Below are 23,904 nucleotides of genomic sequence, written 5' to 3'. Positions count from 1 at the left end.
GCGTCGCCCGCCACCCCGGCGGGCGACGCCCGGCGGGCCGGTCGACCCGGCCGACGCCGCTCCCACCACCACACGCGACCCCACCCACGTGACTGCGGCCCCGGCCGCACCCCCGAGGAGTTCCCCCATGCCCTCCGCACGCCTGACCCTCGACCCGCGCTTCGCCGTGGGCCCCGTCCACCGCCGCGTCTTCGGCTCCTTCGTCGAGCACCTCGGCCGCTGCGTCTACGACGGCATCTACGAGCCGGCCCACCCGGCCGCCGACGCCGACGGCTTCCGGACCGACGTCCTCGAGCTGGTCCGCGAGCTGGGGGTGTCCACGATCCGCTACCCCGGCGGCAACTTCGTCTCCGGCTACCGGTGGGAGGACGGCGTCGGCCCGCGGGAGTCCCGGCCCCGCCGGCTGGACCTGGCCTGGCACTCGGTCGAGACCAACGAGGTCGGGCTCCACGAGTTCGCCCGCTGGAACGACAAGGCCGGCAGCGAGCTGATGCTGGCGGTCAACCTGGGCACCCGCGGCGTCCAGGAGGCGCTGGACCTGCTGGAGTACAGCAACGTCCGGTCCGGTTCGGCGCTGTCCGACCAGCGCATCGCCGACGGCACCGCGGAGCCGTTCGACGTGCGGATGTGGTGCCTGGGCAACGAGATGGACGGTCCCTGGCAGCTGGGGCACCGCAGCGCCGAGGACTACGGCAAGCTCGCCAGCCAGACCGCGAAGGCGATGCGCCAGCTCGACCCCCGGGTCCAGCTGGTCGTGTGCGGCAGCTCCAACTCCGCGATGCCCACGTTCGGCGCGTGGGAGCGCACCGTCCTCGAGCACACCTACGAGGACGTCGACTACATCTCCTGCCACGCCTACTACGCCGAGAAGGACGGCGACCTGGCCGGCTTCCTGGCCTCGGCGGTCGACATGGACCACTTCATCGAGTCCGTCGTCGCCACCGCCGACCACGTCAAGGCGGTGCTGCGCAGCGAGAAGACGATCGACATCTCCTTCGACGAGTGGAACGTCTGGTACCAGGAGCGCTTCCACACCGAGGACCAGATCACCGACATCGAGCAGTGGCCCTACGCCCCGCGCCTGCTCGAGGACGTCTACTCCGTCGCCGACGCGGTGGTGGTCGGCAGCCTGCTGATCTCGCTGCTCAAGCACGCCGACCGGGTGACCTCGGCGAGCCTCGCGCAGCTGGTCAACGTGATCGCACCGATCATGACCGAGCCCGGCGGCCCGGCCTGGCGGCAGACGACGTTCTTCCCGTTCGCGCTCACCTCCCGGCTCGCGCGGGGCGAGGCCCTGCGGGTGGAGCTGGCCGCCGACACGTACACCACCAGCCAGCACGGGGAGGTACCGCTCGTAGACGCCGTCGCCACCCACGACGCGGAGACCGGCCGGACCGCGCTGTTCCTGGTGAACCGGGCCATCGACGGACCGGTGACGGTGTCCGTCGACGCCGGCGCCCTCGGCGACGCCCGGGTGCTGGAGTCCCACACGCTGCACGACGGGGACCCGTACGCGGCCAACACCCTGGCCGAGCCGACCCGGGTGACCCCGGTCGAGAACAAGAGCGTCCTGCTGGAGGACGGCGTCCTCACCGTCGAGCTGCCCCCGGTCTCCTGGACGGCCATCTCCCTCGGCTGAGCCGCGCACGCACCCGGGCCGGCTCCTCCCGAGCCGGACCGGGGACCCACCACCCACCCACCGGATCCACCACGACCAGGAGGACGCTCGATGGCGACCGTCACCTTCGACCGAGCAACGTGTGCCTACGCCGGAGCCGACCGCCGGGCGGTCGACGCGCTGGACCTGGAGGTCGCCGACGGGGAGTTCCTGGTCCTCGTCGGGCCCTCCGGGTGCGGCAAGTCGACCTCGCTGCGGATGCTCGCCGGCCTGGAGGACGTCACCGACGGCGCGATCCGCATCGGTGGCCGCGACGTCACCGACGTGCCGCCCAAGGACCGCGACATCGCGATGGTCTTCCAGAACTACGCGCTCTACCCGCACATGACCGTCGGGGACAACATGGGCTTCGCGCTCAAGATCGCCGGGGTGGACAAGGACGAGCGCGCGAAGCGGGTCCGGGAGGCCGCCCAGCTGCTGGACCTGGAGGACTACCTGGACCGCAAGCCCCGGGCGCTGTCCGGTGGCCAGCGGCAGCGGGTGGCGATGGGCCGGGCGATCGTCCGCTCCCCGCAGGTGTTCCTGATGGACGAGCCACTGTCCAACCTCGACGCGAAGCTGCGGGTGCAGACCCGTACCCAGATCGCCTCGCTGCAGCGCCGGCTCGGGGTCACCACCGTGTACGTGACCCACGACCAGGTCGAGGCGATGACCATGGGCGACCGGGTCGCGGTGCTCAAGGACGGCGTCCTGCAGCAGTGCGACGCCCCCGGGGTGCTGTACGACCGGCCGGCCAACGTGTTCGTCGCCGGCTTCATCGGCTCCCCGGCGATGAACCTGTTCGAGCTGCCGCTGGCCGACGGGGGAGTCCGCTTCGGGGACCTGGTCCTGCCGGTCGAGCGGGACGTCCTGGCGCGGGTCAGCGGGACCACGGTGGTGCTGGGCGTCCGGCCCGAGGACCTCACGCTCGCCGACCAGGGCGCCCGGGTGCAGGTCGACGTGGTCGAGGAGCTCGGCGCCGACGCCTACGTCTACGGCCGCACCGAGCAGGGCGGCGAGGAGCGCTCGATCACCGTCCGGGTCGACGGGCGGCGTCCGCCGCAGCGGGACACGGTCGTGCACGTCGCGCCCCGGCCGGACCGGGTGCACCTGTTCGGTGCCGACGGGGCCCGGTTGGCGGGCTGAGCCCGGTGCCCGCGGGGCCGGCTCCGGACCGGCCCCGCGGTGCCGCCCTAGGCTGGGGCGGCCATGACGACCGACCCCCGCCGCGCAGTGCCGCGCACCGACGCCGTCCTCGCCGAACCGCCGGTCGCCGCCGCCGTCGCCCGGCTGGGGCGGGAGCTGGTCAAGACCGCGGTGCAGGCCGCGCAGCAGCAGGTGCGGGAGGGAGCGCTGCCGCCGGACGACGTCGTCGCCGCGGTGCTCGGCCGACTGCCCGGCACCGCCAGCAGCCTGCAGCCGGTGCTCAACGCCACCGGCGTGCTGGTGCACACCAACCTCGGCCGCGCCCCGCTGTCCCCGGCCGCCGTGCGCGCCGTGGTGGCCGCCAGCGGCACCACCGACGTCGAGCTCGACCTCGCCACCGGCCGTCGCGGGCCCCGCGGGGAGGGCGCCCTCGGTGCGCTGCTGGCCGCCGTCCCGGCCGCCGAGGCCGCGCTGGTGGTCAACAACTGCGCCGCCGCGCTCGCGCTGGTCGCCACCGCGCTCGGCGGCGAGCTGGTCATCGCCCGCGGCGAGCTGGTGGAGATCGGCGACGGCTTCCGGATCCCGGAGCTGCTGGCCGCCACCGGGGCCCGGCTGCGCGAGGTCGGGACGACGAACCGGGTCTCCGTCGCCGACTACACCGGCGCGCTGGGGCCGGACACCGGCGCGGTGCTCAAGGTGCACCCTTCCAACTTCGTCGTCCGCGGGTTCACCCGGGCCGCTGACGTCGCCGAGCTCGCCCCGGCGCTGGCCGGCACCGGCGTGCCGCTGGTCGCCGACGTCGGCAGCGGGCTGCTCGCCCCGCACCCGCTGCTGCCCGACGAGCCCGATCTGCAGACCACGCTCGCCGCCGGCGCCGACCTGGCGCTGTGCAGCGGGGACAAGCTGCTCGGTGGGCCGCAGGCGGGGATCGTGCTCGGCCGGGCGGAGCTGGTGCAGCGGCTGCGCCGGCACCCGCTCTACCGCGCGCTGCGGGTGGACAAGACCACGCTGGCCGCGCTCGAGGCGACGCTGCGGGGGCCGGTTCCCCCGGTGCGCCGCATGCTGGACGCCGATCCGGCCGGGGTGCGTGCCCGCGCCGCCGCGGTCGCCGCGGCGCTGCGGGCGCGAGGCGTCCAGGCGGATGCCGTGGAGGCGACCGCCCGGGTCGGCGGCGGAGGAGCCCCGGAGTTCGAGCTGCCCAGCGCCGCGGTGGCCGTGCCGCTGGCCTTCGCCGAGCCGCTGCGCGCCGCGAGCACCCCGGTGGTCGGCTACGCCGCCGGCGACCGCACCCACCTGGACCTGCGCAGCCTCGCTCCCGAGGACGACGAGCGGCTGACCGCGATGGTGCTGGAGGTGGCGGCTGCGTGGACGTGATCGCGACCGCCGGTCACGTCGACCACGGCAAGTCGACCTTGGTCCGGGCGCTGACCGGGATGGAGCCGGACCGCTGGGAGGAGGAGCGCCGCCGCGGCCTCACCATCGACCTCGGCTTCGCCTGGACGACGCTGCCCGGCGGCCGCCGGCTGGCCGTGGTCGACGTGCCCGGTCACGAGCGGTTCGTCGGCAACATGCTCGCCGGCGTCGGTTCGGTGCCGGCGGCGCTCGTGGTGGTGGCCGCCGACGACGGCTGGTCGGCGCAGACCGCCGAGCACGTCGCGGTGCTCGACGCCCTCGGGGTGCGGCACGGGCTGCTCGCCGTCACCAAGGCCGACCTCGCCGATGCGGGCCCGGTGCTCGCCGACGCCACCGAGCGGCTGGCCGGGACCTCGCTGGGGCGGGTCCCGGCGGTGGCGGTCAGCGCCCGCACCGGCCAGGGGGTGCCGGAGCTGACGGCCGCCCTGGAGAGCGTGCTGGCCGACCTGCCGGCACCCGACCCGGCCGCGGCGGTGCGGCTGTGGGTCGACCGGGCCTTCACCATCCGCGGCGCCGGGACGGTGGTCACCGGCACGCTCGCCGCCGGCACGGTGCGCACCGGTGACCGCTTCGCCCTCGGCGACCGGGAGGTCACCGTGCGCGGGCTGCAGTCGCTCGGGGCGCCGGTCGAAGCCGCCTCGGCGACCGCCCGCGTCGCACTGAACCTGCGCGGGGTCGCGGTCGAGGAGATCGCCCGCGGCGACGCGCTGCTCACCCCCGGCGCCTTCCGCCGGACCACCGAGCTCGACGTCACCCTCGCCACCCCTCCCGAGGACCGGCTGCCCGCCGAGCTGGTCGTGCACATCGGCTCGGCCACCGTGGCCGCGCGGGTGCGCCCGCTGGACGGGGCGGCGGTGCGGCTGCGGCTGAGCGCCGAGCTGCCGCTGCGGATCGGTGACCGGCTGCTGCTGCGCGACCCCGGCGCCCGCCGGGTGCTCGGCGCGGACGTGCGGGACGTCGACCCGCCCGAGCTGCGCCGCCGCGGGGCGGCCCGCACCCGGGGCGCCGAGCTGGCCGGGCAGCCGACCGGGGAGGCCGGTGCGCTCGCGGACCTGATGCGGCGTCGGTTCGTGCGGCGGGCGGACTTCGTCGCGATGGGCTGGCCGGTGCCCGCGGGGGCGACCGAGGTCGGCCCGTGGCTGATCGCTCCGGGGCTGGCCGACGAACTGGCCGCCCGGGTGCCGCAGGTGGTGGCCCGGTACCGGCAGCTGCGCCCGCTGGAGACCGGGCCGCCGACCGCGGTGCTGCGGTCGGCGTTGGAGCTGCCCGACGCCGAGCTGGTGCCGGCCGTCGTGCGGCCCCCGCTGTCGCTGCGCGACGGCCGGGTCGTCGCCGGCTCCGCGGGGCTGCCCGCCCAGGTGCAGCGGGCGGTCGACGAGGTGCGTGCCCGGTTGGCCGGCGCCCCCTTCGCCGCGCCCGAGGCGCCGGAGCTGGCGGCTGCCGGGCTCGGCCCGCGGGAGCTGGCGGCCGCGGTGCGCGACGAGCAGCTGGTCCGGATCGCCGAGGGGATCTACCTGGCGCCGGGCGTCGCCGAGGAGGCGCGGCGCCGGCTGGCCGCGCTGCCGCAGCCGTTCACCCTCAGCGACGCGCGCAAGGCGTGGGAGACCACGCGCCGGGTCGCCGTTCCCCTGGCCGAGTGGCTGGACGCGCGCGGGGTGACCGTGCGGCAGCCGGACAACACCCGCCGGCTGCGCTGACCGGCTCCGGCCGGTGCGAGGGCGTCCGCGGCTTCGTCGTCGTCACCGACGAGCGCTCATCGCGGTCGACGTCCAGGGCAGCACGGCCAGAAGCGGTACCTCACGCTCCTGCTGGGCCAGCTGATCGCGACCGACGCGCTCTGCCCCCCCCGGAGGTGTTCCGCGCACAGTCGTGGTCTGCCCACCGCCAGTGGGCAGAGCACGACTCCCCACGGAGGGTCAGCCGGCGGCGGGCACCCAGCGGGCCGGGCGCTTCTCCCGGAAGGCCGCGATGCCCTCCTGGCCCTCGTCCGACGCGAAGGCGCGGGCCGAGGTCTCCGCGAGCGCGGGGAAGGCCCCGGCCGGGTCGGAGCCGCCGCGCAGCAGCCGCTTGGTCTCCGCCAGCGCCGTCGGCGCGCCTGCCGCCAGCGCCGCCACCTGGGCGGCGACGGTCGCGTCGACCGCGTCGTCGGCCACCGCGAGGTCGACCAGCCCGGCGGCCGCAGCCGCGGAGGCGTCGAACACCTCGCCGGTGAGCATCAGCCGGTGCGCGGCGTGCGGCAGCATCCGGGGCCGGCACACCGCCGAGATGACGCCCGGCACCAGCCCCAGCCGCACCTCGCTGAAGGCGAAGGTCGCCGAGGCCCCGGCGACGACGACGTCGCAGGCCGCCGCCAGCCCCACCCCGCCGGCCCGGGCCGGCCCCCGGACCACGGCGACGACCGGCTTCGGCGCGTGCCACAGCCGGGTCAGCAGCTCGGGGAACTCGCGCACCCCCTGGTCGCCGCTGGCCCCACCGGTGGCCTCGCGCAGGTCCATCCCCGAGCAGAAGACCCGCCCGGCGTGGTCGAGCACCACCACCCGGACGGCGTCGTCGGCCAGGGCGGCGTCCAGCGCGGTGCGCAGCTGGGTGCGCATCGCGCGGGAGAGCGCGTTGCGGTCGGCGGGGGAGTCCAGGGTCAGCCGGGCCACCCCGGCGGTGACGTCGACGGTGAGCACGCGGTCGTCGCTGGTCGCGGAGGTCACCCCCGGCATCCTGCCGGGACCGGGCGCCCTGCGGTCACACTGGAGGGCACATGAGTGCCAGCCTGCCCCTGCTCACCGGTGCCCGCGCCAGCGACCCGGTGCTCCCGGCCGACCCGACGATGCTGCCCGGCAGCGCCCGCGCCGGCCTGGCCACCACGCCGTTCGGCCTGTACGTGCACGTGCCGTTCTGCGCCACCCGCTGCGGCTACTGCGACTTCAACACCTACACCTCCGACGAGCTCGGCCCGGGCGCGAACCGCAGCGAGTACGCGGCCACCGCGATCGCCGAGCTGCGGCTGGCCGCCGAGGTGCTGGGGCCGGACCGGCCCGCGGTGCAGACCGTCTTCGTCGGCGGTGGCACCCCCACCCTGCTGCCGGCCGGTGACCTGGTCGCGGTGATGGACGCCGTCCGGGAGCTGTTCCCCGTCGCGCCGGACGTGGAGGTGACCACCGAGGCCAACCCGGAGTCGGTCACCCCGGCGTCGCTGGCCACGCTGCGGGCGGGCGGGTTCACCCGGATCAGCCTGGGCATGCAGTCCGCGACCGAGCACGTGCTCGCCGTCCTGGACCGCCGGCACACCCCCGGCCGCGCGGTGCAGGCCGCGCACGAGGCGCGCGCCGCCGGCTTCGAGCACGTCAACCTCGACCTCATCTACGGCGCTCCCGGCGAGTCCGACGCCGACTGGCAGGCCTCGCTGGACGCCGTCCTGGCCGCGCCAGTGGACCACGTGAGCGCCTACGCGCTGATCGTCGAGCACGGCACCCGGCTGGCCCGCCGGGTCGACCGCGGCGAGCTGCCGATGCCCGACGACGACGTGCTGGCCGACCGCTACGAGCAGGCCGACCGGGCGTTCGGGCAGGCCGGGCTGGGCTGGTACGAGGTGTCGAACTGGGCGCGCGACCGCGCTGCCCGCTGCCGGCACAACGAGCTGTACTGGGCCAACGCGAACTGGTGGGGGATCGGGCCGGGCGCGCACTCCCACGTCGGCGGGCTGCGGTGGTGGAACGTCAAGCACCCGGCCGCCTACGCCGACCGCCTCGCGACCGGCGTGCACCCCGCGGCCGACGTCGAGCAGCTCACCGCCGCCGACCAGGCGCTCGAGCGGGTCATGCTGGGGCTCCGGCTCCGCGACGGGCTGCCGCTGACGGCGCTCAGCGACGCCGGCCGGGCCCGGGCCGCGGAGGCATGCGTCCGCGGGCTGCTGGAGCCGGTGGCGCACACCGCGGGGCTCGCCGTGCTCACCGACCGCGGCCGGCTGCTCGCCGACGCCGTGGTCCGCGACCTGACGGACTGAGGGTCAGCCGATCTCGTCCAGCGGCAGGCCGACGTAGAGCATGCCGATGAGCTCCCCGGTCGCGGAGTGGACACCGGTGTAGGCGGTGAAGTACTGCTTGCCGGCGACGGTGGCCGGGCCCGTGTAGGTCTGCCCGGCCAGCACCGCGGCGAGCACCGGGTTGGGGCTGCCGTCGGGGTTGGTGCGGGCGATGTAGGTGCCGACGTTGCGCCGTCCCGCCGGGGTCACCACCGACGTCGTGGCCCGGACCATGCTGCCGGCGGCGTCGAGCCGCTGGAACAGCGTGCAGCTGCCGCCGACCTCGGCCACGACCGCGTCGACCAGCGGTGCGGGCCGGCGCGGGTCGTCGTCCCGGTCCACCGGGACGCCGCCGAGCAGCAGCTCCGGGAGCGTGGCGCTGTGCGCGGCATTGGTGGCCTGGTCGCGGACGGTCAGGTCGACCGAGCGCTCGCCCAGCTCCATCCCGCCGGCGTCGTCGAGCAGGTCCTGGGCGGTGGACAGCGCCCGGCGGACGTAGGCCAGCCGCTGGCTGTCGGCCAGCTGCGCCACCGCGTCGGTGATCCGCGCCGAGCCGCTCGCCGCCCGGTCCACGTTGTCCACGACCCGGTCGGTGGCGGTGCGCTGCTGGTCGACCGCGGCGCTGATGGCGTCCTGCGCCTCGGCGATCGAGCCCAGCGTGCCGGTGATCCGCTGGATCGCGCTGACCGCCTGGCGGGTCTCGGACTGCACCGCCTCGATCTGCGAGCCGATGTCCTCGGCGGCCTGGGCGGTGCGGCTGGCCAGCTGCTTGACCTCGTCGGCGACGACGGCGAAGCCGCGGCCCACCTCGCCGGCGCGGGCCGCCTCGACGAAGGCGTTGAGCGCCAGGAAACGGCTCTGCTGGCTGATCGCGGAGATCAACCGGACCATCTCGGTGATCGACTCGCTCGCCGTCTGCAGGGCGGCGATCCGCTCGTCCACGGCCTGGGCGTCGCGGACGGCCTCCTCGGCCACCGCTGATGCGCGCGAGGTGCTCGCGGAGATGTCGGAGATGGCCGCCCGCAGCTCGGTGAGGGACTCCGCGGCCTCGCGCGAGGTGTCGGAGACCTCGCGGCTGGCGGAGGAGAGCACCCCGGCCTGCTTGGCCGCGGTCTCCAGCGTGCCGTCGTGCTCGGCCCGGCGGCGCGAGCGGGCGGGCGGTGCCGGCGGTGGTTCGGCCGGCGGCGTCGGCGGGGTGGTGCTCCCAGCAGCGGACCAGCGCACGAACAGGCTCCCTCCGGCGCGCCCGAGCGCCACCGGCCGGACGTCGCGGGCACCGGGTGCGCACCTGCTGGCGGCGCCCGGTCCTCCGACATGGACAACAGTCGCGCCGGCGGGGCTCCTGTGACCAGCCGGCGGACCGCGAGGCAGATGCTAGGAGCTGACCGCGTCGATCTCGTGCCCCAATGTGATGACGCGCCGACCGCCAATGATCAGCGGCGTGCGGGATCGTTCCCATCTGACGGATGTCAGACCGGGTCGACGACGTCTCGCACTGCCGCGGCCGCACCCCCGGCCGCCAGGCTCGTCCCGTGCCCGACACCCCCGCCCTCGAGATCGAGGGGCTGACCGTCCGCTACGGCGGCGCCGTCGCCGTCGACGGCCTGGACCTGCGCATCGGCGCCGGCGAGACCGTCGCCCTGCTCGGCCCGAACGGAGCCGGCAAGTCCTCCATCGTCAACGCCGCCCTCGGCCTGTTCCGGCCGGCCGCGGGGACGGTCCGGCTGCTCGGCCGGGAACCGGGAGCCGCGGTCCGGACCGGGGGAGTGGGCGCGATGCTGCAGCACGGCGGCCTGCCCAGCGAGTCCCGGGTCGGGGAGGTGCTGGCCCTGGTCCGCCGGTGGTACGCCGACCCGTGGCCCCTGCCGGACCTGGTCGCCACCGCCGGGATCGGCGGCCTGCTCGACCGCGCGGTCGACGCGCTCTCCGGTGGGCAGCGCCAGCGCGTGCTCCTCGCCCTCGCCCTGGCCGGGGCCCCGCCGCTGCTGCTGTTGGACGAGCCGACCTCGGCCATGGACGTCGAGGGCCGGCAGGCGTTCTGGACGACGATGCGCGACCTGGCCGCGCGCGGGCACACCGTCGTCTTCGCCACCCACCACCTCGACGAGGCCGACGCGGTCGCCGACCGGGTCGTGGTGATCGCCGACGGGCGGGTCGTCGCCGACGGGACGGCGGCGGCGATCAAGTCGCGCATCGCCGGGCGCAGCGTCCGGTTCCGCTGCCCCGGGCCGCGGGACGGGTTGTCCGGGCTGCCCGGGGTCACCGGGGTCGGCGGGGACGGCGACCTGGTCGAGCTCGCCACGTCCGACGCCGAGGCGACGCTGCGCGCGTTGCTCGCCAGCCGCGCCACGCTCCCCGAGCTCGAGGTGCGCGGCGCCAGCCTCGAGCAGGCGTTCCTGCACCTGATCACCCGGCCGGACGCCGCACAGGGAGCTCTCCGATGACCGACCTGCTGCTCTTCCAGCTCCGCCGGGTCGGGCGGAACGAGCAGTACCTGTTCTTCACGGTGCTGCTGCCGGCACTGTTCACGATCTTCTTCACGAAGGTCATCGGCGGACAGGTCCCGGCCGGGGAGTACCAGGACCTCGCCGGTTCCGTCCTGGTCTCGATGATGGCCTACGGCGCGATCAGCGCGGCGCTCGGCGCGACGATCCGGATGGCCTTCGACCGCTCCTCGGGCTGGATGCGGCAGCTTCGGGTGATGCCGGTGCCGACCGGGTCGGTGTTCGCCGTCGACGTCCTGGTCGGTGCGCTGCTGGTGCTGCCCAGCCTGCTCGTCGTCGCCTTCGCCGGGCGGTTCGTCAACGGCGTCCAGTTCGGTGTGGGCACCTGGGTGGCGCTGGTCGGAGCGATGTGGGCGGGGTCGGTGGTCTTCGTGGCCCTCGGCGTCGCGGTGGGGCTGGCGCTGGACGCCCAGGCCGCCGGTGCCGCCATCGGCATCCTCGGCACGGTGCTGGCTGCGCTGGGCGGCCTGTGGTTCCCGGTGGAGATGCTCCCGGACGGGATGGCCGCGCTGGCCCGCATGCTGCCGTCGTACTGGTTCGCCGAGCTGGGCCGTGACGTGGCGGCCGGGGCGTTCTCCGGCACGCCGGTGGTGGTCCTGGCCGGCTTCGGCGTGCTGTTCGCTGCGGCCGCGCTGGTCGTGGCCCGCCGCCGTCCGCTGCACGCGGTCGCCGGCTGACCCGCCGTGCGGCCGCCGGGGGATAGCGTCGCCGCCGTGGAGACCGGCTGCCGCAACTGGCGCGGCGCCCTGTGGGCGCTGCCGTGGCTGTTCTTCCAGCTGTTCCCGATCGCCGACCTGGTCCAGACCCCGCGGCCGGCGGGGACGGTGGCGCTGGCGGTGGTCGGGCTGGTGGTCTTCACCGGCACCTACCTGTACTGCGTGACCGCGGTGCCGGGCGCCGCGGGCGCCCGGTGGGACCTCGCGGTGCTCGGGGTGCTCGGCGTCGCGCTGGCGGTCTCCTTCGGCAGCGCCTGGGCCGGGCTGATGATCTACGTGTCGGCAGCGGCGTCGATGACGTTGCCGCAGCGCTGGACGTGGCCGGTCGCCGGCGGTGCGGCAGTGGTGTGCGCCGCCGTGCTCGCGGTCAACGACGACCTCAGCCTCGCCGTCCTCCCCGCGCTGTGCCTGCTCACCGCCTTCGCGATGCGCGGGATGCGGTACCTGATCCAGGTCAACCGGGAGCTCACCGAGGCGCGGGAGGAGCTGGCCCGCAACGCCGTCGCCGAGGAGCGGCTGCGCTTCGCCCGCGACCTGCACGACCTGCTCGGGCACTCGCTGTCGCTGATCGCGCTGAAGAGCGAGCTGGCCCGCCGGCTCGCCGAGCGGGACCCGGCCCGGGCGGCGGCGGAGATGGCCGACGTCGAGGAGGCGGCCCGCCGCGCGCTGGCCGAGGTGCGGGAGGCGGTCAGCGGCTACCGCGCGGTCAACGCCGCCCAGGCGCTGGCCGAGGCGCGGGCCGCGCTCACCGGGGCGGGGATCGCCGTCCGGCTGCCCGACCGGGTGCCGGCGCTGCCGGGCACGGTCGATGCCGCGCTGGGCTGGGTGGTGCGGGAGGCGGCCACCAATGTCCTGCGGCACAGCGGGGCCCGCCGGGTGGCGGTCACGCTCACCGAGGACGGGGTCGCGGCGGCGCTGGTGATCGAGGACGACGGGGACGGCACGGGGGAGCGGATCCAGGTGGTCGGCGGATCGTCGGGTTCGGGGCTGGCGGGGCTGCGGGAGCGGGTCGCCGCGCTGGGCGGCGAGCTCACCGCGGGGCCGGTGGACGGCGGCGGCTGGCGGCTCGCGGTGTGCGTGCCGCTCCGGCCGGCCGTGACGGCGGCCCGGTGAGCAGCCCCGTGATCCGGGTGCTGCTGGCCGAGGACCAGACGCTGGTGCGCGGGGCGCTGCGGGCGCTGCTGGACCTGGAGGAGGACATCGAGGTCGTCGCCGAGGTCGGCCGTGGTGACCTGGTCGTCGAGGCGGCCCGGCGCCACCGTCCCGACGTCGCGCTGCTGGACATCGAGATGCCCGGCCAGGACGGCATCGAGGCCGCGCGCGAGCTGGCCGGTGCGCTGCCGGAGGTGCGGGCGGTCGTGCTGACCACGTTCGGCCGGCCGGGTTTCCTGCGCCGGGCGATGGAGGTGGGTGCGGCCGGGTTCCTGGTCAAGGACTCCCCGGTGGCCGAGCTGGCGCGGTCGATCCGCGCGGTCGTGGCGGGGGAGCGGGTGATCGACCGGGACCTCGCCGCGGCGGCGCTGGCCATGGGCGCCACGCCGCTGTCGACCCGGGAGGCCGACGTGCTCCGGGCCGCGGCCGACGGGGCGACCGTCGCCGACATCGCCGGCCGCCTGTTCCTGAGCGAGGGCACGGTGCGCAACTACCTGTCCTCGGCGATCGGCAAGACCGGCGCGCGCACCCGGGTGGAGGCCGCCCGGGTGGCGGAGGAGAAGGGCTGGCTCTAGCGGGGCTGGTCGAGGTCGAGCGCGCCCGTCTCGCCCCGGTGGGCGCTCCACGCGCCGCTGCCCCAGGGGTCGGCGGTGTCGGATGAGCGGGTGTCGGATGAGCGGGTGCCGGAGGGGCGGCCGGCGGGCTGGGCGGGCAGCTCGGCGGTGTCCGGCGCGGCGTGCCGGGACCGCGACTCGCCCATCAGCGCGTCGAGGTCGAGCACCCGTACGTGGATGACGTTGCGCTGCTGCAGGGCCGCGCGCAGCGCGCGGTGCAGGCCGTCCTCCAGGTACATCTCGCCCTGCCACTGGACGGCGTGCGGGAAGAGGTCGCCGTAGAAGGTGGAGTCGTCGGCGAGGAGGGCGTCCAGGGCCAGCTCGCGCTTGGTGGTGACCAGCGTGTCGAGCCGGATCTGCCGGGGCGGGATCATCGCCCAGTCGCGGGTGGAGAAGTTGTGGTCGGGATACGGCCGTCCGTCCCGCACCGCCTTGAAGATCAGAGCTGGTCCTCCCGTTCCCCCGGACACCCGCAGGGGGTGCTCTCGACCGTCGTCCACCCTAGTGGGCCGAGACGGGGCTCCGCCGACGACGTCCCTGGCATCGATCCCACCTCCCGTGACCACGTGTGCGCCGCGAGGCTCCCGGCGCTCCGGGTTCCGGAACGGGTCACGGTGGCGCGAGGACCCTGGTCAGAGTTGCTTTCCGTGACGTCGGGAGGCGGGTGGTCCGGACGGCAGGAATGGACGTCGCGCCCGCTGGAGCGGAGGTCGGGGGCGGCAGCAGGCGGTGTCGGGAACGGCTCTGCGTGAGCCGCCCGGCATCGAGGAGCAGTACGTCCGTGTACGCAGGCAACGCGAGCCGGTCGTCGTCCCCCCGCCCAGCCTCGGGGCTGCCTCTCGACGACCACGTTGCCGGCCTGCAGCGACTGCACCTGCAGCACTGCGTCCACGGCCACACCACCGACATATACTGACCTGTGTGGATAGGCCGGACTACACCGAGCTGTTCACCTTGCGGCTCACGCCGGCGGCGCAACGCGTGCTCGACGTGGCCTCGCAGCTGTTCTACGAGCGAGGGATCCACGCGGTCGGGGTCGACACCATCGCCGAAGCCGCCGGGATCACCAAGAAGACGATCTACGACCGGTTCCGGTCCAAGGACAACCTCATCGCGCTGTACCTGCACCGCCGCGACCAGGCCTACCGCCAGTGGATGAGCGACTGGGCCCTCGAGCACCCGGAGACTCCGAGCCTGCTGGGCACGTTCGATGCCATGTCCGCGTGGATGACCCGGTACGGGCCGCGCGGGTGCGCCTTCGTCAACGCCTCAGGCGAGCTCGCCGATCCCGAGCACCCGGCACACCGCATCACCCGCGACCACAAGACCTGGCTGCGCGGCTACCTGCACGACCTCGCCGTCGACGCCGGCCAGCACGATCCCGAGACCCTGGCGGTGCAGCTGCTCACCCTGCACGAAGGCGCCACCGTCCTCTACTCGGTCGGCGCTGACCCGACTGCCCCGCAGACCGCCCGCGAAGCCGCAGCCACCCTCCTCGCCCACGACGGTCGAGTGACCTGACGGGGCCAGCAGCGTCAAGCACCACCAGGAGTCACGACACCGACGTCGACACGCGGATCAGGAGGACCACCATGCGGATCGCCGAGATCCACCTCTATCAGGTCGACCTGCCGTTGAAGGGTGCCGCCTACCGGTTGTCCGAGGGCGCCCACACCGCCCTGGACTCGACGGTCGTGCAGATCGTGTCGGACACCGGGCTCTCCGGATGGGGTGAGACGTGCCCCATCGGCCCGACCCACGCCCCGGCCCACGCCCTCGGCGCCCGCGCGGCCCTGACCCAGATGGCGCCGGGGCTGATCGGCCGGACCGTCACTGGGCCCTCGGCGGTCCAGCGCGCGCTGCACGGCCTCCTCCACGGCCACAACTACGCGAAGGCTGCGATCGACATCGCGGTGTACGACCTGCTCGGCAAGGCCCACGACGTCAGGGTGTGCGACATGCTCGGCGGCGCGACGACCGATCAGGTCGACTCGTACTGGTCGCTGACGCTCGACGACCCCGACGAGACGGCCTGCGTCGCGGCAGAGAAGGTCGCCGAGGGCTACCCCCGCCTCCAGATGAAGGTCGGTGGACGGCCGGTCGAGATGGACATCGAGGCAATTCGGAAGGTGTGGGAGGCGACCGGCCGCACACCGCTCGTCGTCGACGCCAACCGGGCCCTGCTCACGCGCGACGTCCTGCGGATCGACCGGGAGTGCACCGACATCCCGTTCGTGTTCGAGCAGCCCTGCAACACCATGGAGGAGATCGCCGCGATCCGCGCCCAGCTGGACCACCCGGTCTACCTGGACGAGAGCACGGAGGACCTCGGCGAGGTGCTGCGGGCCATCTCGCTCGGGGTGTGCGACGGCTTCGGCCTCAAGGTCACCCGCCTGGGCGGCCTCGGAGCCATGGCCACCGTCCGCGACGTCTGCGAGGCACGCTCGCTGCCCCACACCTGCGACGACTCCTGGGGCGGGGACATCATCGCGGCGGCCTGCGTCCACCTCGCCGCGACCGTGCACCCCCGTCTGCTCGAGGGCGTCTGGATCGCCGAACCCTTCATGGACCTCCACTACGACTCGGCGCACCCGGTCCGGGTCGAGGGCGGCCGCATCCGAGTGCCGACCGGTCCCGGACTCGGTGTGGTCCCCGACGAGGGCGCCCTCGGCGATCCCGTCGCATCGTTCGCCTAGATCGGCTCGGCCCCGCCGGGTGAGGAGCTCGGGCAGGTCGACCCCGCACTGTCGCGGCTCAGGACCCGTGCCCGAGATCAACGGCCCGAATCCGGTACCGCATGATCGTCGCGGGTCACTCCGGTGTGACCGGCGACCGCTGCCAGGGCTCGGTGGACAGCTGCCCGGCCGTGCTCCGTGTCGGGGCCGGTGTCGAAGCCGTGCTGCGCCGCCGGTACGTCGATGGTCGTCAGGCCGGCGGGCCGCGCCTCGCGCAGCGCCTGCTGTCCGGCGACGAACGCAGGGAGCTCGTGCTCGACGAGCGTGAGCACCAGGGGAGTGTCACCGAGCCCGTGCAGCGCATCGGCCAGCGACGGCCAGCCGGGGACGTCCTCGGTGGGCAGGAGCGGATAGGTCAGTGCGGCGCAGCGGAGCCAGTCGTGCCCGGCGGCAAGGAGTGGGTAGGCGAGCGGACCGCCACCGGAGAAGAACCAGACGGCCACCCGGTCGCCGTCGACCTCGCTGCTGACGCGCACCGCGGACAGCACGCTGTCGAGCGTCGCGGCGGCCTCGGGGTAGCGCATCCCGCCGGTCAGCTCGTGGTCGAACACCGCCGCGGCCATGCCGCGCTGCACGAGCTGTGCCGCGTAGGCGCGGAAGAACGGCGTCCGCCGTGGGCTCACCGGCGGGGCTTGCTCGAACAGGCCGTGCACCAGCACGACGACGGGCGGTCGTCCGCTCTGCTCGGGCAGGTAGAGGTCGAAGTCGCCGTGATCCGCTGGTTCGACCGGGCGGGTGGGGACGATGAGGTCCGGCGGCTGGTTCATGTGGGCTCCTGGTCCAGGTGGTGGAGCTGGCGGATCCGGTCGGTGAGGGCTGCCAGCACGTCGGCGCACCGAGCGAGGTCCGCGGCGTCGAGGTCGGCTGTGACGTGGTGGAGGTCCGTGAGCTCGCGGCGGTGCACGTCGGTGAAGGTCCGCCTGCCGTGCTCGGTCGCCGCGACCAACCGGGAGCGCCGGTGCTGGGGGTTGTCGGCCAACTCGACGAGGCCGCGGGCCGCGCCGGTGTCGACGAGCGCCTGGACGCTCTGCCGGGTCACCCCGAACTCCCGAGCGACCTGGGGGACGGTCATCGGGCCCCGGTCGAGCACGAGCTCCAGCACGGCGCGCAACGCCACGGTCACCCCGGTGCCCTGCAGCGCGAGGTCCACGGCGCGCTCGGCGGCCTGGTAGAGGGGGCGCACCTCCATGAGCACCCGGTACGCAGCGCTGGCGGTGACGTGCACCTCGACGTCGTCGGCCGTCCCGTGGCTCTTTCCCTCGGCCGGGACGTCCTGGCCGTCAGTTCGCCTCGACACCATGACAGGAAGCCTGTCGAATCGACAGTCGCTCTGTCAATCAACGCATCCGAGGGAACGGGTCGGCGGGCGGCGCCGTGGCGATCGCCGCTCCGCGAGCCGGGGGACGGTGGTGGCGGGCGGTCGTATGCTGGCACTCGGCTCGCGTGAGTGCCAGGACGCGTCCTGGCCGACCGTGCGCGGGCCCGTCGAACCGGTACGGGAGGTGTCAGCCGTGGCGCACGACGACCGGCGCCTGCGGGTGCTGCGAGCCATCGTCCAGGACTACGTCTCCACCAACGACCCGGTGGGGAGCAAGGCGCTGGCGGCTCGGTACGACCTCGGGGTCTCCCCGGCCACCATCCGCAACGACATGGCGGTGCTGGAGGAGGAGGGGTACATCACCCAGCCGCACACCAGCGCCGGCCGGGTGCCCACCGACAAGGGCTACCGCCTCTTCGTCGACCGGCTGTCGAGCGTCAAGCCGCTGTCGGCGGCCGAGCGCCGGGCGATCGAGAAGTTCCTCGACGGCGCCGTCGACCTGCACGACGTGCTGGGCCGCAGCGTCCGGCTGCTGGCGCAGCTGACCCGCCAGGTCGCCGTCGTCCAGTACCCGACGCTGTCGCGAAGCGCCGTCCGGCACCTGGAGCTGGTGCCGCTGACCACCAGCCGGCTGCTGATGGTGCTCATCACCGACACCGGCCGGGTCGAGCAGCGCGTGGTCGACAGCCCGGACGACGTCGAGCCCGAGACCGTCGCCGAGCTGCGCACCCTGCTCAACGCCGCCTTCACCGGCAAGAAGCTGGCCGAGGCCAGCGACAAGGTCGGCGACCTGGTCGAGAACGCCCGGCCGCAGCTGCGGCCGCTGGTCGCCGCGGTGAGCGCCACCCTGCTGGAGACGCTGGTCGAGCCCTCGGAGGACCGGCTGGTCATCGGCGGCACGGCGAACCTCGCACAGGGCAGCGCACTGGACTTCCCCGGCACGTTCCGCCCGCTGCTGGAGGCGCTGGAAGAACAGGTCGTCGTGCTGCGGTTGATGGCGGAGGTGGGGCCCAGCACGGTGACGGTGAGCATCGGCGAGGAGAACGAGCACGAGGCGCTGACCGCCGCGTCGTTCGTCTCCGTGGGCTACGGGTCCGGCGACCAGGCGCTCGGCGGCCTCGGCGTCGTCGGCCCCACCCGGATGGACTACGCAGGGAACATGGCCGCGGTACGAGCCGTGGCCCGCTACGTCGGCCACCTGCTGGCCGAGAGCTGAGGACGGAAGACACCGCATGGCGACCGACTACTACGGCGTGCTGGGCCTGGCCCCGGGAGCGACCGACTCCGAGATCAAGAAGGCCTACCGCCGGATGGCGCGGGACCTCCACCCCGACGTCAACCCCGATCCGGGGGCGAAGGAGCGCTTCGGGGAGGTCAGCCGCGCCTACGAGGCGCTGACCGACCCGGAGAAGCGCCGCATCATCGACCTGGGCGGCGACCCCTACGACACCAACGGCGGCCGGGGCGGGAACCCGTTCGGCAACGCCGCGGGCTTCGGTGGCCTCGGCGACATCATGGACGCCTTCTTCGGCGGCGCCGGGGCAGCGCGCGGCCCTCGCGGCCGCGTCCGGGAGGGCAGCGACGCGCTGATCCGGGTCGAGCTCGACCTGGCCGAGACGGTCTTCGGGACGACGACGGAGATCACCGTCGACACCGCCGTGCTGTGCGACGTGTGCACCGGTGCCGGCACCGCCCCCGGCACGCACCCGGAGACCTGCTCCACCTGCAACGGCCGCGGCGAGGTGCAGAGCGTGCAGCGCTCCTTCCTCGGCCAGGTCATCGCCAGCCGTCCCTGCCCGACCTGCCAGGCCACCGGGCAGGTCATCCCCAACCCCTGCCCGCAGTGCGCCGGCGACGGCCGGGTCCGCGCGCGCCGCACCATCCCGGTGAAGATCCCCGCCGGCGTCGAGGACGGCATGCGCATCCGGCTGGCCGGCCACGGTGAGGTCGGCCCCGGCGGCGGACCGGCCGGTGACCTCTACGTCGAGGTGCACGAGCGCCCGCACGACGTCTTCACCCGCGACGGCGAGGACCTGCACTGCCGGGTCACCCTGCCGATGACCGCCGCCGCGCTGGGCACCACGTTGAAGCTGGAGACCCTCGACGGCAACGAGGACCTCGACATCCGGCCCGGCACCCAGTCCGGCAGCGTGCTCACCCTGCGGGCGCACGGCGCTCCGCGGCTGCGCGGCACCGGCCGGGGCAACCTGCTGGTGCACATCGACGTGCAGACCCCCAGCCGGCTCGACGAGCGCCAGCAGGAGCTGATGCGCGAGCTCGCCCAGCTGCGCGGCGAGGAGATCGCCGACGGCGCCGCGGCCAACCACGGCGGTGGGCTCTTCTCCCGGGTCCGCGACGCGTTCAACGGGCGATGAGCGAGGCCCCGGCCGACGCCCAGGAGCCCACGGCCGACGGCGCCCCGCTGTTCCTCGTCGACGAGCTGCCCGAGGCGCCCGAGGTCACCGTCGACGGCGCCGAGGGTCGGCACGCCGTCGACGTGCTCCGGCTGACCCCGGGGGAGCGGGTCAAGGTCGCCGACGGCCGCGGCGTGCTCGTCGAGGGCACCGTGGCTGCCGCCGGGCCGCGCGGCCTGCAGGTGCAGGTGCTCGCCCGGCACGAGGTGCCCGCCCCGCAACCGGAGTTCGTGCTGGTCCAGGCGCTGCCGAAGGGCGACCGCGGGCCGCTCGCCGTCGACCTGGCCACCGAGCTCGGCGTCGACCGGATCGTGCCGTGGGCCGCGGCCCGCTGCGTCACCCGCTGGCGCGAGGACCGGGTGGAGAAGGGCCTGGCCAAGTGGCGTTCCGCCGCTCGGGCCGCAAGCAAGCAGGCCCGCCGTCCCCGGGTTCCCGAGGTCACCGAGCCGATGACCACCCGCCAGGTGATCGGCCTGCTCGCCGACGTCGACCTGACGCTGGTGCTGCACGAGCAGGCGCGGGAGCCCTTCGCCCGGGTCGAGGTGCCGGCCACCGGCACCGTCGCCGTCGTCGTCGGCCCCGAGGGCGGGCTCACCGACGGCGAGGTCGTCGCCTTCCGGGCCGCCGGCGCCCACTCGGTCCGGCTGGGCGCCGAGGTGCTGCGCACCTCCACCGCCGGCGCCGCCGCCCTGGCCGCGCTGAGCGCCCGCACCCGCTGGGCCTGACCGCCGACTGAGCAGTTGTGGTCGGCGACACGGCTGGACACGCCGGAGGCGGCGACCACAACTGCGCAGTCGGGCGGGGTGGACTCATCTGATCGCCTGCCGGGCGCGGGCGCTGACCAGGTCGACCGCGGCGGTCAGCAGCACGGTCGCGGCCAGCACCGTCGTCACCGCGCCCCAGTCGAAGGTGGCCAGTGACGTCGCCAGCAACGCGCCCAGCCCGCCGGCGCCCAGCAGCCCGATGAGCACGCTGTCCCGGATCGCCACCTCCCACCGGTACAGCGCGTAGGCCAGCACCGGCCCCACCGCCCGTGGCGCGACCCCGTACAGCCAGCCGGCCACCGGTGGCGCGCCCATCGCCGCCAGCGCCGCTCGTGGCCGCGGGTCCAGCTCCTCGGTCGCCTCCGCGGCCAGCCGGCCCAGCACGCCGAGGGTGTAGACGCCCAGGGCGAGCGCGCCGGGGAGCACGCCGGGCAGCAGCACGAACAGCAGCACCAGCGCCCACACCGGCGGGGGCACGGCGCGCAGCACCAGCAGGGCCAGCCGGACGACGACGCCCGATCCCCGGCGCACCGGACCCGGCCGGCCGGCGGGGTGGGCGGCGAGCCCGGCCAGCAGCACCGCGCCGGCGGTGGCGACGGCGATCGCGACCACCGACATCTGCAGCGTCTCGACCGCCGCGGCGACGACGGCGCGCAGCAGGCCGGCGTCGGTGTCCGGCGGCCAGGCCGCGGCGAGCACGTACCGCAGCTGCTCGCCGGTGCGGTCGGAGACCAGCGTCGCGGGGGAGACCGCCAGGTACCACCACGCCCAGCCCACCGCGGCGACGGCGACCGCCACGGCGGTGGTGAGCGCCGGGTCGCGCTGCAAGCGGTCGCCCGGCGAGCGGGGCTGCGCGACCCGCCGGCGCACCGCCCGTCCGGCCACCACGGCCAGCACGCAGAGCGCGGTGAGCGCGTACACGCAGGTCCACACCTGCTCCCAGCGCAGCGAGCTGAACGACAGCGACAGCTGGTAGCCCAGCCCACCGGCGCCGATCAGGCCGAGCACCACCGCGGAGCGGACGGCGCACTCCAGCCGGTAGAAGGAGTAGGACAGCAGCCCGCCCGACGCCGGTGGCAGCAGCCCGTACAGGACGGCGGTCACGCGCCCGGCGCCGGCGGCGAGCAGCGCGTCGTGGGCACCCCGGGGCACCTCGTCGAGGAGGTCGGCGAAGACCTTCGCCGTCACCGCCCCGTAGGGGATGCCGATGGCCAGCACGCCGACCCAGGGGTCCAGGCCGAGCAGGTTGACCAGCAGCAGCCCCCACACCGCCTCGTGCAGCCCACGGGGCACGGCCAGTGCGCCGCGGGCCATCAGCCAGCCGGCCCGGCGCCGTCCCCAGGTGGTGCGGGCGACGGCGACCGCGCCGATCGCCCCGAGCGCCACCGCCAGCGCGGTGCCCAGGGCCGCGTAGGCGATCGTCACCAGCGTCGCGGTGCCGAGCACCGAGAGGAACGCGGGGTCGAGCTCGGGGGCGAGGGCGGCCGTGGCGAACCGGCCGAACTGCGCCGTCCCCGACCGGTTGACCACCTCGCCGGCGAACAGCCCGGCGCCGGCCAGGGCCCAGCAGACGACGACGAGCGCCCCCAGCCCCCAGGCCCACCGGGCGCGCACCCGGTGCAGCCGGGGCCCGGCCGCGGCCAGCACGGTGGTCACCGCGGCGCCCCGTAGAACTCGGCCAGGTCGGCCACGGTCAGCCGGTCGGCCGGCGCGTCGAGCACCACCCGCCCGTCGACCAGCCCGACCACCCGGGTGCAGTGCCGCAGCGCCAGTGTCGGGTCGTGCAGCGAGGCCACCAGTGCGCCGCCCCGGTCGGCGGCCAGCCGGGCGAGCAGGCCGAGCACCGCGTCGGCGAGCACCGGGTCCAGGGCGGAGGCGGGCTCGTCGGCGAGCACCAGCTCCGGGCGCTGTACCAGCAGCCGGGCCACCGCCACCCGCTGCCGCTGCCCGCCCGAGAGCCGTTCGGTCCGGTCGTACGCCCGGTCGGCCAGGCCCACCGCGGACAGCGCCGCCAGCACCTCGGCCACTCCCTGCGGACGGAGCAGTGACCAGGCCGCCCGGACCGCCGACCAGTCGCCCAGCCGGCCGGCGTTGACGTTGTGCACCACCCGCAGCTGGCCGACCAGCTCCAGGTGCTGGTGCACCGTGCCCACCCGGGCGCGCAGCCGGCGCAGCGCCGGCCCGCGCAGCGTCGCCGGGTCGGCGCCGAGCACCTGCAGTGATCCGGCGGTGGGAAGCACCGACCCGTTCACCAGCCCGAGCAGCGTGGACTTGCCGGCTCCCGACGGCCCGACCAGTGCGACCCGCTCACCGGCGCCGACGGTCAGGTCGATGCCGGTGAGCGCGGGAGTGCCGCCGTAGCGGACCGAGACGCCGTCCAGCCGGAGGACGGCGGTCAGCTGACCAGCCCCAGCTCGCGGCCGATCTCCTCGATCTGGGTGTAGTTCGAGGCCTCGGTCGGGATGAACGCGCCGGCGCCGAAGAGGTCGAGCACCGCGGCGTCGTCCGGGTCGTCGGGGGAGAGCCCGGTGAACCACTCGCGCAGCCGGTCGGGCAGGTCCTCGCCGATCCGCTCGACCGCCTGCGGGCCGAGCAGCCAGTGGTAGTCGTGGTACGCCGGGGTGCGGGCGTACTGCACCACGGCGGGGTCGACCGCACCCTCCTCGGTGCGGGAGGTCCACACCTGCTCGTTGAGCACGCCGGCCTGGTAGCTGCCCGACGCCACCAGGGCCAGCGTCGCGTCGTGCGAGCCGGAGAAGCCCGGCCCCCCGGGGAAGCCCTCGGGGTCCACGCCCTGCTGCTGGAGGAACCAGGCGGGCATCAGCCGGCCGGAGGTGGAGGTCTCGCTGCCGTAGGTGAACCGCAGGCCGGCCAACTGGGTGAGGTCCTCCGACGGCGCCAGGCCGGTGGCGGTGTTCACCACGAACACGGAGTGGAAGTCCTCGTCGATGTCGCGCTGGGCGATCGGCTGGGCGCCGGGGGTCTGCAGCCGGGCCTGCACGCCGGTGAGGCCGCCGAACCAGACCAGGTCCAGGTCGCCGGTGCGGAAGAGGGAGACGGCGGCGCCGTAGTCGGTCACCGGCTGGTAGGTGACGTCGAGGTCGAGGGCACCGGACATCGCCTCGGCGACGGTGCCGTGCAGGCGCTGCAGGACCTCGGGGTCCTGGTCGGGGATGGCGCCGATGGTGAGGGCCCGGCGGCCGCCGCTGGTCGGTGCGGCGGAACTCCCGGAGCCGGACACGGGGGAGGAGCGGTCGCCGCAGGCGGCGAGCGCGGCGGCGGTGACGGTGGCGGCGGCGCCGGCCAGGAAGCCGCGCCTGCTCACCCTCCTGTTCGCTTGTACGAGGCCACCCGACCGGACGGCGGAACGGGTGCTCACTACGTCCTCGCGGGGGGACGGGGAACGGACATGCGGGTCTCCTGGGGGAGTCGGGGGGTGGGTGCGCCCATCCTGGC

General features: G+C 75.2%; 22 protein-coding genes. 14 read left to right on the top strand and 8 right to left on the bottom strand.

Features of this window, described 5'->3' with window-relative positions; genetic code table 11:
* Nucleotides 1–127 precede the first annotated feature (127 nt).
* The 4 genes from arfA (at nucleotide 128) to selB (ending at nucleotide 5,913) form a co-directional block, all read left to right on the top strand.
* Nucleotides 128–1,639 carry an arabinosylfuranosidase ArfA gene (gene arfA / locus ACI795_RS14675; RefSeq protein WP_457076284.1) on the top strand — a complete coding sequence of 504 codons (1,512 nt, stop codon included), beginning with the start codon at nucleotides 128–130 and terminating at the stop codon, nucleotides 1,637–1,639.
* Nucleotides 1,640–1,729: 90 nt separating this feature from the next.
* Complete coding sequence (locus ACI795_RS14670; protein ID WP_457076283.1) at nucleotides 1,730–2,803, top strand: ABC transporter ATP-binding protein; 1,074 nt, start codon at nucleotides 1,730–1,732, stop codon at nucleotides 2,801–2,803.
* A 63-nt stretch (nucleotides 2,804–2,866) separates the two neighbouring features.
* Nucleotides 2,867–4,177 carry an L-seryl-tRNA(Sec) selenium transferase gene (gene selA / locus ACI795_RS14665; RefSeq protein WP_457076282.1) on the top strand — a complete coding sequence of 437 codons (1,311 nt, stop codon included), beginning with the start codon at nucleotides 2,867–2,869 and terminating at the stop codon, nucleotides 4,175–4,177.
* Nucleotides 4,168–5,913 carry a selenocysteine-specific translation elongation factor gene (selB, locus tag ACI795_RS14660; protein ID WP_457076280.1) on the top strand — a complete coding sequence of 582 codons (1,746 nt, stop codon included), beginning with the start codon at nucleotides 4,168–4,170 and terminating at the stop codon, nucleotides 5,911–5,913. The genes selA and selB overlap by 10 nt, the downstream gene beginning before the upstream one ends.
* A 219-nt stretch (nucleotides 5,914–6,132) precedes the next feature.
* On the opposite strand, the gene ACI795_RS14655 is transcribed toward selB, so the two are convergent.
* Complete coding sequence (locus ACI795_RS14655) at nucleotides 6,133–6,927, bottom strand: enoyl-CoA hydratase-related protein (protein ID WP_457076278.1); 795 nt, start codon at nucleotides 6,925–6,927, stop codon at nucleotides 6,133–6,135.
* A gap of 41 nt (nucleotides 6,928–6,968) precedes the next feature.
* On the opposite strand from ACI795_RS14655, the gene hemW reads away from it, so the two are divergent.
* Nucleotides 6,969–8,213 (top strand): radical SAM family heme chaperone HemW, encoded by a 1,245-nt coding sequence (gene hemW / locus ACI795_RS14650; protein ID WP_457076276.1) that lies wholly within the window; start codon nucleotides 6,969–6,971, stop codon nucleotides 8,211–8,213.
* A 3-nt stretch (nucleotides 8,214–8,216) separates the two neighbouring features.
* On the opposite strand, the gene ACI795_RS14645 is transcribed toward hemW, so the two are convergent.
* The gene (locus ACI795_RS14645; RefSeq protein ID WP_457076274.1) at nucleotides 8,217–9,488 is read right to left on the bottom strand and encodes a Cache 3/Cache 2 fusion domain-containing protein; all 1,272 of its coding nucleotides are present in this window, start codon (nucleotides 9,486–9,488) and stop codon (nucleotides 8,217–8,219) included.
* Nucleotides 9,489–9,763: 275 nt separating this feature from the next.
* Here ACI795_RS14645 and ACI795_RS14640 point away from each other — a divergent pair, with 275 nt between their 5' ends.
* Genes ACI795_RS14640 through ACI795_RS14625 form a run of 4 tightly spaced genes read left to right on the top strand, consistent with a single transcriptional unit; the run spans nucleotide 9,764 to nucleotide 13,178 of the window.
* Nucleotides 9,764–10,675, top strand: coding sequence for an ABC transporter ATP-binding protein (locus tag ACI795_RS14640; protein WP_457076272.1), 912 nt, complete (start codon nucleotides 9,764–9,766; stop codon nucleotides 10,673–10,675).
* The gene (locus ACI795_RS14635; RefSeq protein WP_457076271.1) at nucleotides 10,672–11,412 is read left to right on the top strand and encodes an ABC transporter permease; all 741 of its coding nucleotides are present in this window, start codon (nucleotides 10,672–10,674) and stop codon (nucleotides 11,410–11,412) included. Before ACI795_RS14640 ends, ACI795_RS14635 begins: the two co-directional genes overlap by 4 nt.
* A gap of 36 nt (nucleotides 11,413–11,448) precedes the next feature.
* Entirely contained in the window at nucleotides 11,449–12,564 is a 1,116-nt protein-coding gene (locus ACI795_RS14630; protein ID WP_457076269.1) for a sensor histidine kinase, read from the top strand.
* On the top strand, nucleotides 12,561–13,178 hold the full coding sequence (locus ACI795_RS14625) for a response regulator (RefSeq protein WP_457076268.1): 618 nt from the start codon (nucleotides 12,561–12,563) through the stop codon (nucleotides 13,176–13,178). The genes ACI795_RS14630 and ACI795_RS14625 overlap by 4 nt, the downstream gene beginning before the upstream one ends.
* Here the strand turns inward: ACI795_RS14625 and ACI795_RS14620 are convergent.
* The gene (locus ACI795_RS14620; protein WP_457076267.1) at nucleotides 13,175–13,687 is read right to left on the bottom strand and encodes a type II toxin-antitoxin system VapB family antitoxin; all 513 of its coding nucleotides are present in this window, start codon (nucleotides 13,685–13,687) and stop codon (nucleotides 13,175–13,177) included. The two genes, ACI795_RS14625 and ACI795_RS14620, sit on opposite strands and share 4 nt — an antisense overlap.
* A gap of 451 nt (nucleotides 13,688–14,138) precedes the next feature.
* Between ACI795_RS14620 and ACI795_RS14615 the strand changes: the two genes are divergently transcribed.
* A complete protein-coding gene (locus tag ACI795_RS14615; protein WP_457076266.1) occupies nucleotides 14,139–14,738 on the top strand; it encodes a TetR/AcrR family transcriptional regulator in 600 nt (199 codons plus the stop codon).
* A 71-nt stretch (nucleotides 14,739–14,809) separates the two neighbouring features.
* Nucleotides 14,810–15,913, top strand: a complete 1,104-nt coding sequence (locus ACI795_RS14610; protein ID WP_457076265.1) for a mandelate racemase/muconate lactonizing enzyme family protein — start codon at nucleotides 14,810–14,812, stop codon at nucleotides 15,911–15,913.
* A gap of 77 nt (nucleotides 15,914–15,990) precedes the next feature.
* Here ACI795_RS14610 and ACI795_RS14605 read toward each other — a convergent pair whose 3' ends face one another.
* Together ACI795_RS14605 and ACI795_RS14600 are read right to left on the bottom strand one after the other, a co-directional pair.
* On the bottom strand, nucleotides 15,991–16,719 hold the full coding sequence (locus tag ACI795_RS14605; RefSeq protein ID WP_457076264.1) for a dienelactone hydrolase family protein: 729 nt from the start codon (nucleotides 16,717–16,719) through the stop codon (nucleotides 15,991–15,993).
* Nucleotides 16,716–17,249, bottom strand: a complete 534-nt coding sequence (locus ACI795_RS14600; RefSeq protein WP_457076263.1) for a MarR family winged helix-turn-helix transcriptional regulator — start codon at nucleotides 17,247–17,249, stop codon at nucleotides 16,716–16,718. The genes ACI795_RS14605 and ACI795_RS14600 overlap by 4 nt, the downstream gene beginning before the upstream one ends.
* 214 nt (nucleotides 17,250–17,463) lie before the next feature.
* Between ACI795_RS14600 and hrcA the strand changes: the two genes are divergently transcribed.
* The 3 genes from hrcA to ACI795_RS14585 are packed head-to-tail and all read left to right on the top strand — an operon-like array spanning nucleotide 17,464 to nucleotide 20,409.
* Nucleotides 17,464–18,486, top strand: coding sequence for a heat-inducible transcriptional repressor HrcA (hrcA, locus tag ACI795_RS14595; RefSeq protein WP_457076262.1), 1,023 nt, complete (start codon nucleotides 17,464–17,466; stop codon nucleotides 18,484–18,486).
* Between the two features lie 16 nt (nucleotides 18,487–18,502).
* Nucleotides 18,503–19,645: a molecular chaperone DnaJ gene (gene dnaJ, locus ACI795_RS14590; protein WP_457076261.1), complete on the top strand. Its 1,143-nt coding sequence runs from the start codon at nucleotides 18,503–18,505 to the stop codon at nucleotides 19,643–19,645.
* A complete protein-coding gene (locus ACI795_RS14585; protein WP_457076260.1) occupies nucleotides 19,642–20,409 on the top strand; it encodes a 16S rRNA (uracil(1498)-N(3))-methyltransferase in 768 nt (255 codons plus the stop codon). The genes dnaJ and ACI795_RS14585 overlap by 4 nt, the downstream gene beginning before the upstream one ends.
* Nucleotides 20,410–20,493: 84 nt before the next feature.
* Here ACI795_RS14585 and ACI795_RS14580 read toward each other — a convergent pair whose 3' ends face one another.
* Genes ACI795_RS14580 through ACI795_RS14570 form a run of 3 tightly spaced genes read right to left on the bottom strand, consistent with a single transcriptional unit; the run spans nucleotide 20,494 to nucleotide 23,773 of the window.
* Nucleotides 20,494–22,104, bottom strand: a complete 1,611-nt coding sequence (locus ACI795_RS14580; protein WP_457076259.1) for a PhnE/PtxC family ABC transporter permease — start codon at nucleotides 22,102–22,104, stop codon at nucleotides 20,494–20,496.
* A complete protein-coding gene (locus ACI795_RS14575) occupies nucleotides 22,101–22,829 on the bottom strand; it encodes a phosphonate ABC transporter ATP-binding protein (RefSeq protein ID WP_457076286.1) in 729 nt (242 codons plus the stop codon). The genes ACI795_RS14580 and ACI795_RS14575 overlap by 4 nt, the downstream gene beginning before the upstream one ends.
* A 14-nt stretch (nucleotides 22,830–22,843) precedes the next feature.
* Complete coding sequence (locus ACI795_RS14570; protein ID WP_457076258.1) at nucleotides 22,844–23,773, bottom strand: putative selenate ABC transporter substrate-binding protein; 930 nt, start codon at nucleotides 23,771–23,773, stop codon at nucleotides 22,844–22,846.
* Between the last annotated feature and the right edge of the window lie 131 nt (nucleotides 23,774–23,904).

The sequence above is a fragment of the Modestobacter sp. SYSU DS0290 genome (genome assembly GCF_054050955.1).
The sequence above is the reverse complement of the archived record's forward strand: the minus strand, read 5'-3'. Positions and strand labels throughout refer to the sequence as shown.

Excerpts from the sequence above, each read along its gene's own strand:
- dnaJ (WP_457076261.1), top strand. The coding sequence starts at position 18,503 with ATGGCGACCGACTACTACGGCGTGCTGGGCCTGGCCCCGGGAGCGACC.
- hemW (WP_457076276.1), top strand. The coding sequence starts at position 6,969 with ATGAGTGCCAGCCTGCCCCTGCTCACCGGTGCCCGCGCCAGCGACCCG.
- ACI795_RS14635 (WP_457076271.1), top strand. The coding sequence starts at position 10,672 with ATGACCGACCTGCTGCTCTTCCAGCTCCGCCGGGTCGGGCGGAACGAG.
- arfA (WP_457076284.1), top strand. The coding sequence starts at position 128 with ATGCCCTCCGCACGCCTGACCCTCGACCCGCGCTTCGCCGTGGGCCCC.
- ACI795_RS14655 (WP_457076278.1), bottom strand. The coding sequence starts at position 6,927 with ATGCCGGGGGTGACCTCCGCGACCAGCGACGACCGCGTGCTCACCGTC.
- ACI795_RS14605 (WP_457076264.1), bottom strand. The coding sequence starts at position 16,719 with ATGAACCAGCCGCCGGACCTCATCGTCCCCACCCGCCCGGTCGAACCA.
- ACI795_RS14670 (WP_457076283.1), top strand. The coding sequence starts at position 1,730 with ATGGCGACCGTCACCTTCGACCGAGCAACGTGTGCCTACGCCGGAGCC.
- ACI795_RS14610 (WP_457076265.1), top strand. The coding sequence starts at position 14,810 with ATGCGGATCGCCGAGATCCACCTCTATCAGGTCGACCTGCCGTTGAAG.
- selA (WP_457076282.1), top strand. The coding sequence starts at position 2,867 with ATGACGACCGACCCCCGCCGCGCAGTGCCGCGCACCGACGCCGTCCTC.
- ACI795_RS14585 (WP_457076260.1), top strand. The coding sequence starts at position 19,642 with ATGAGCGAGGCCCCGGCCGACGCCCAGGAGCCCACGGCCGACGGCGCC.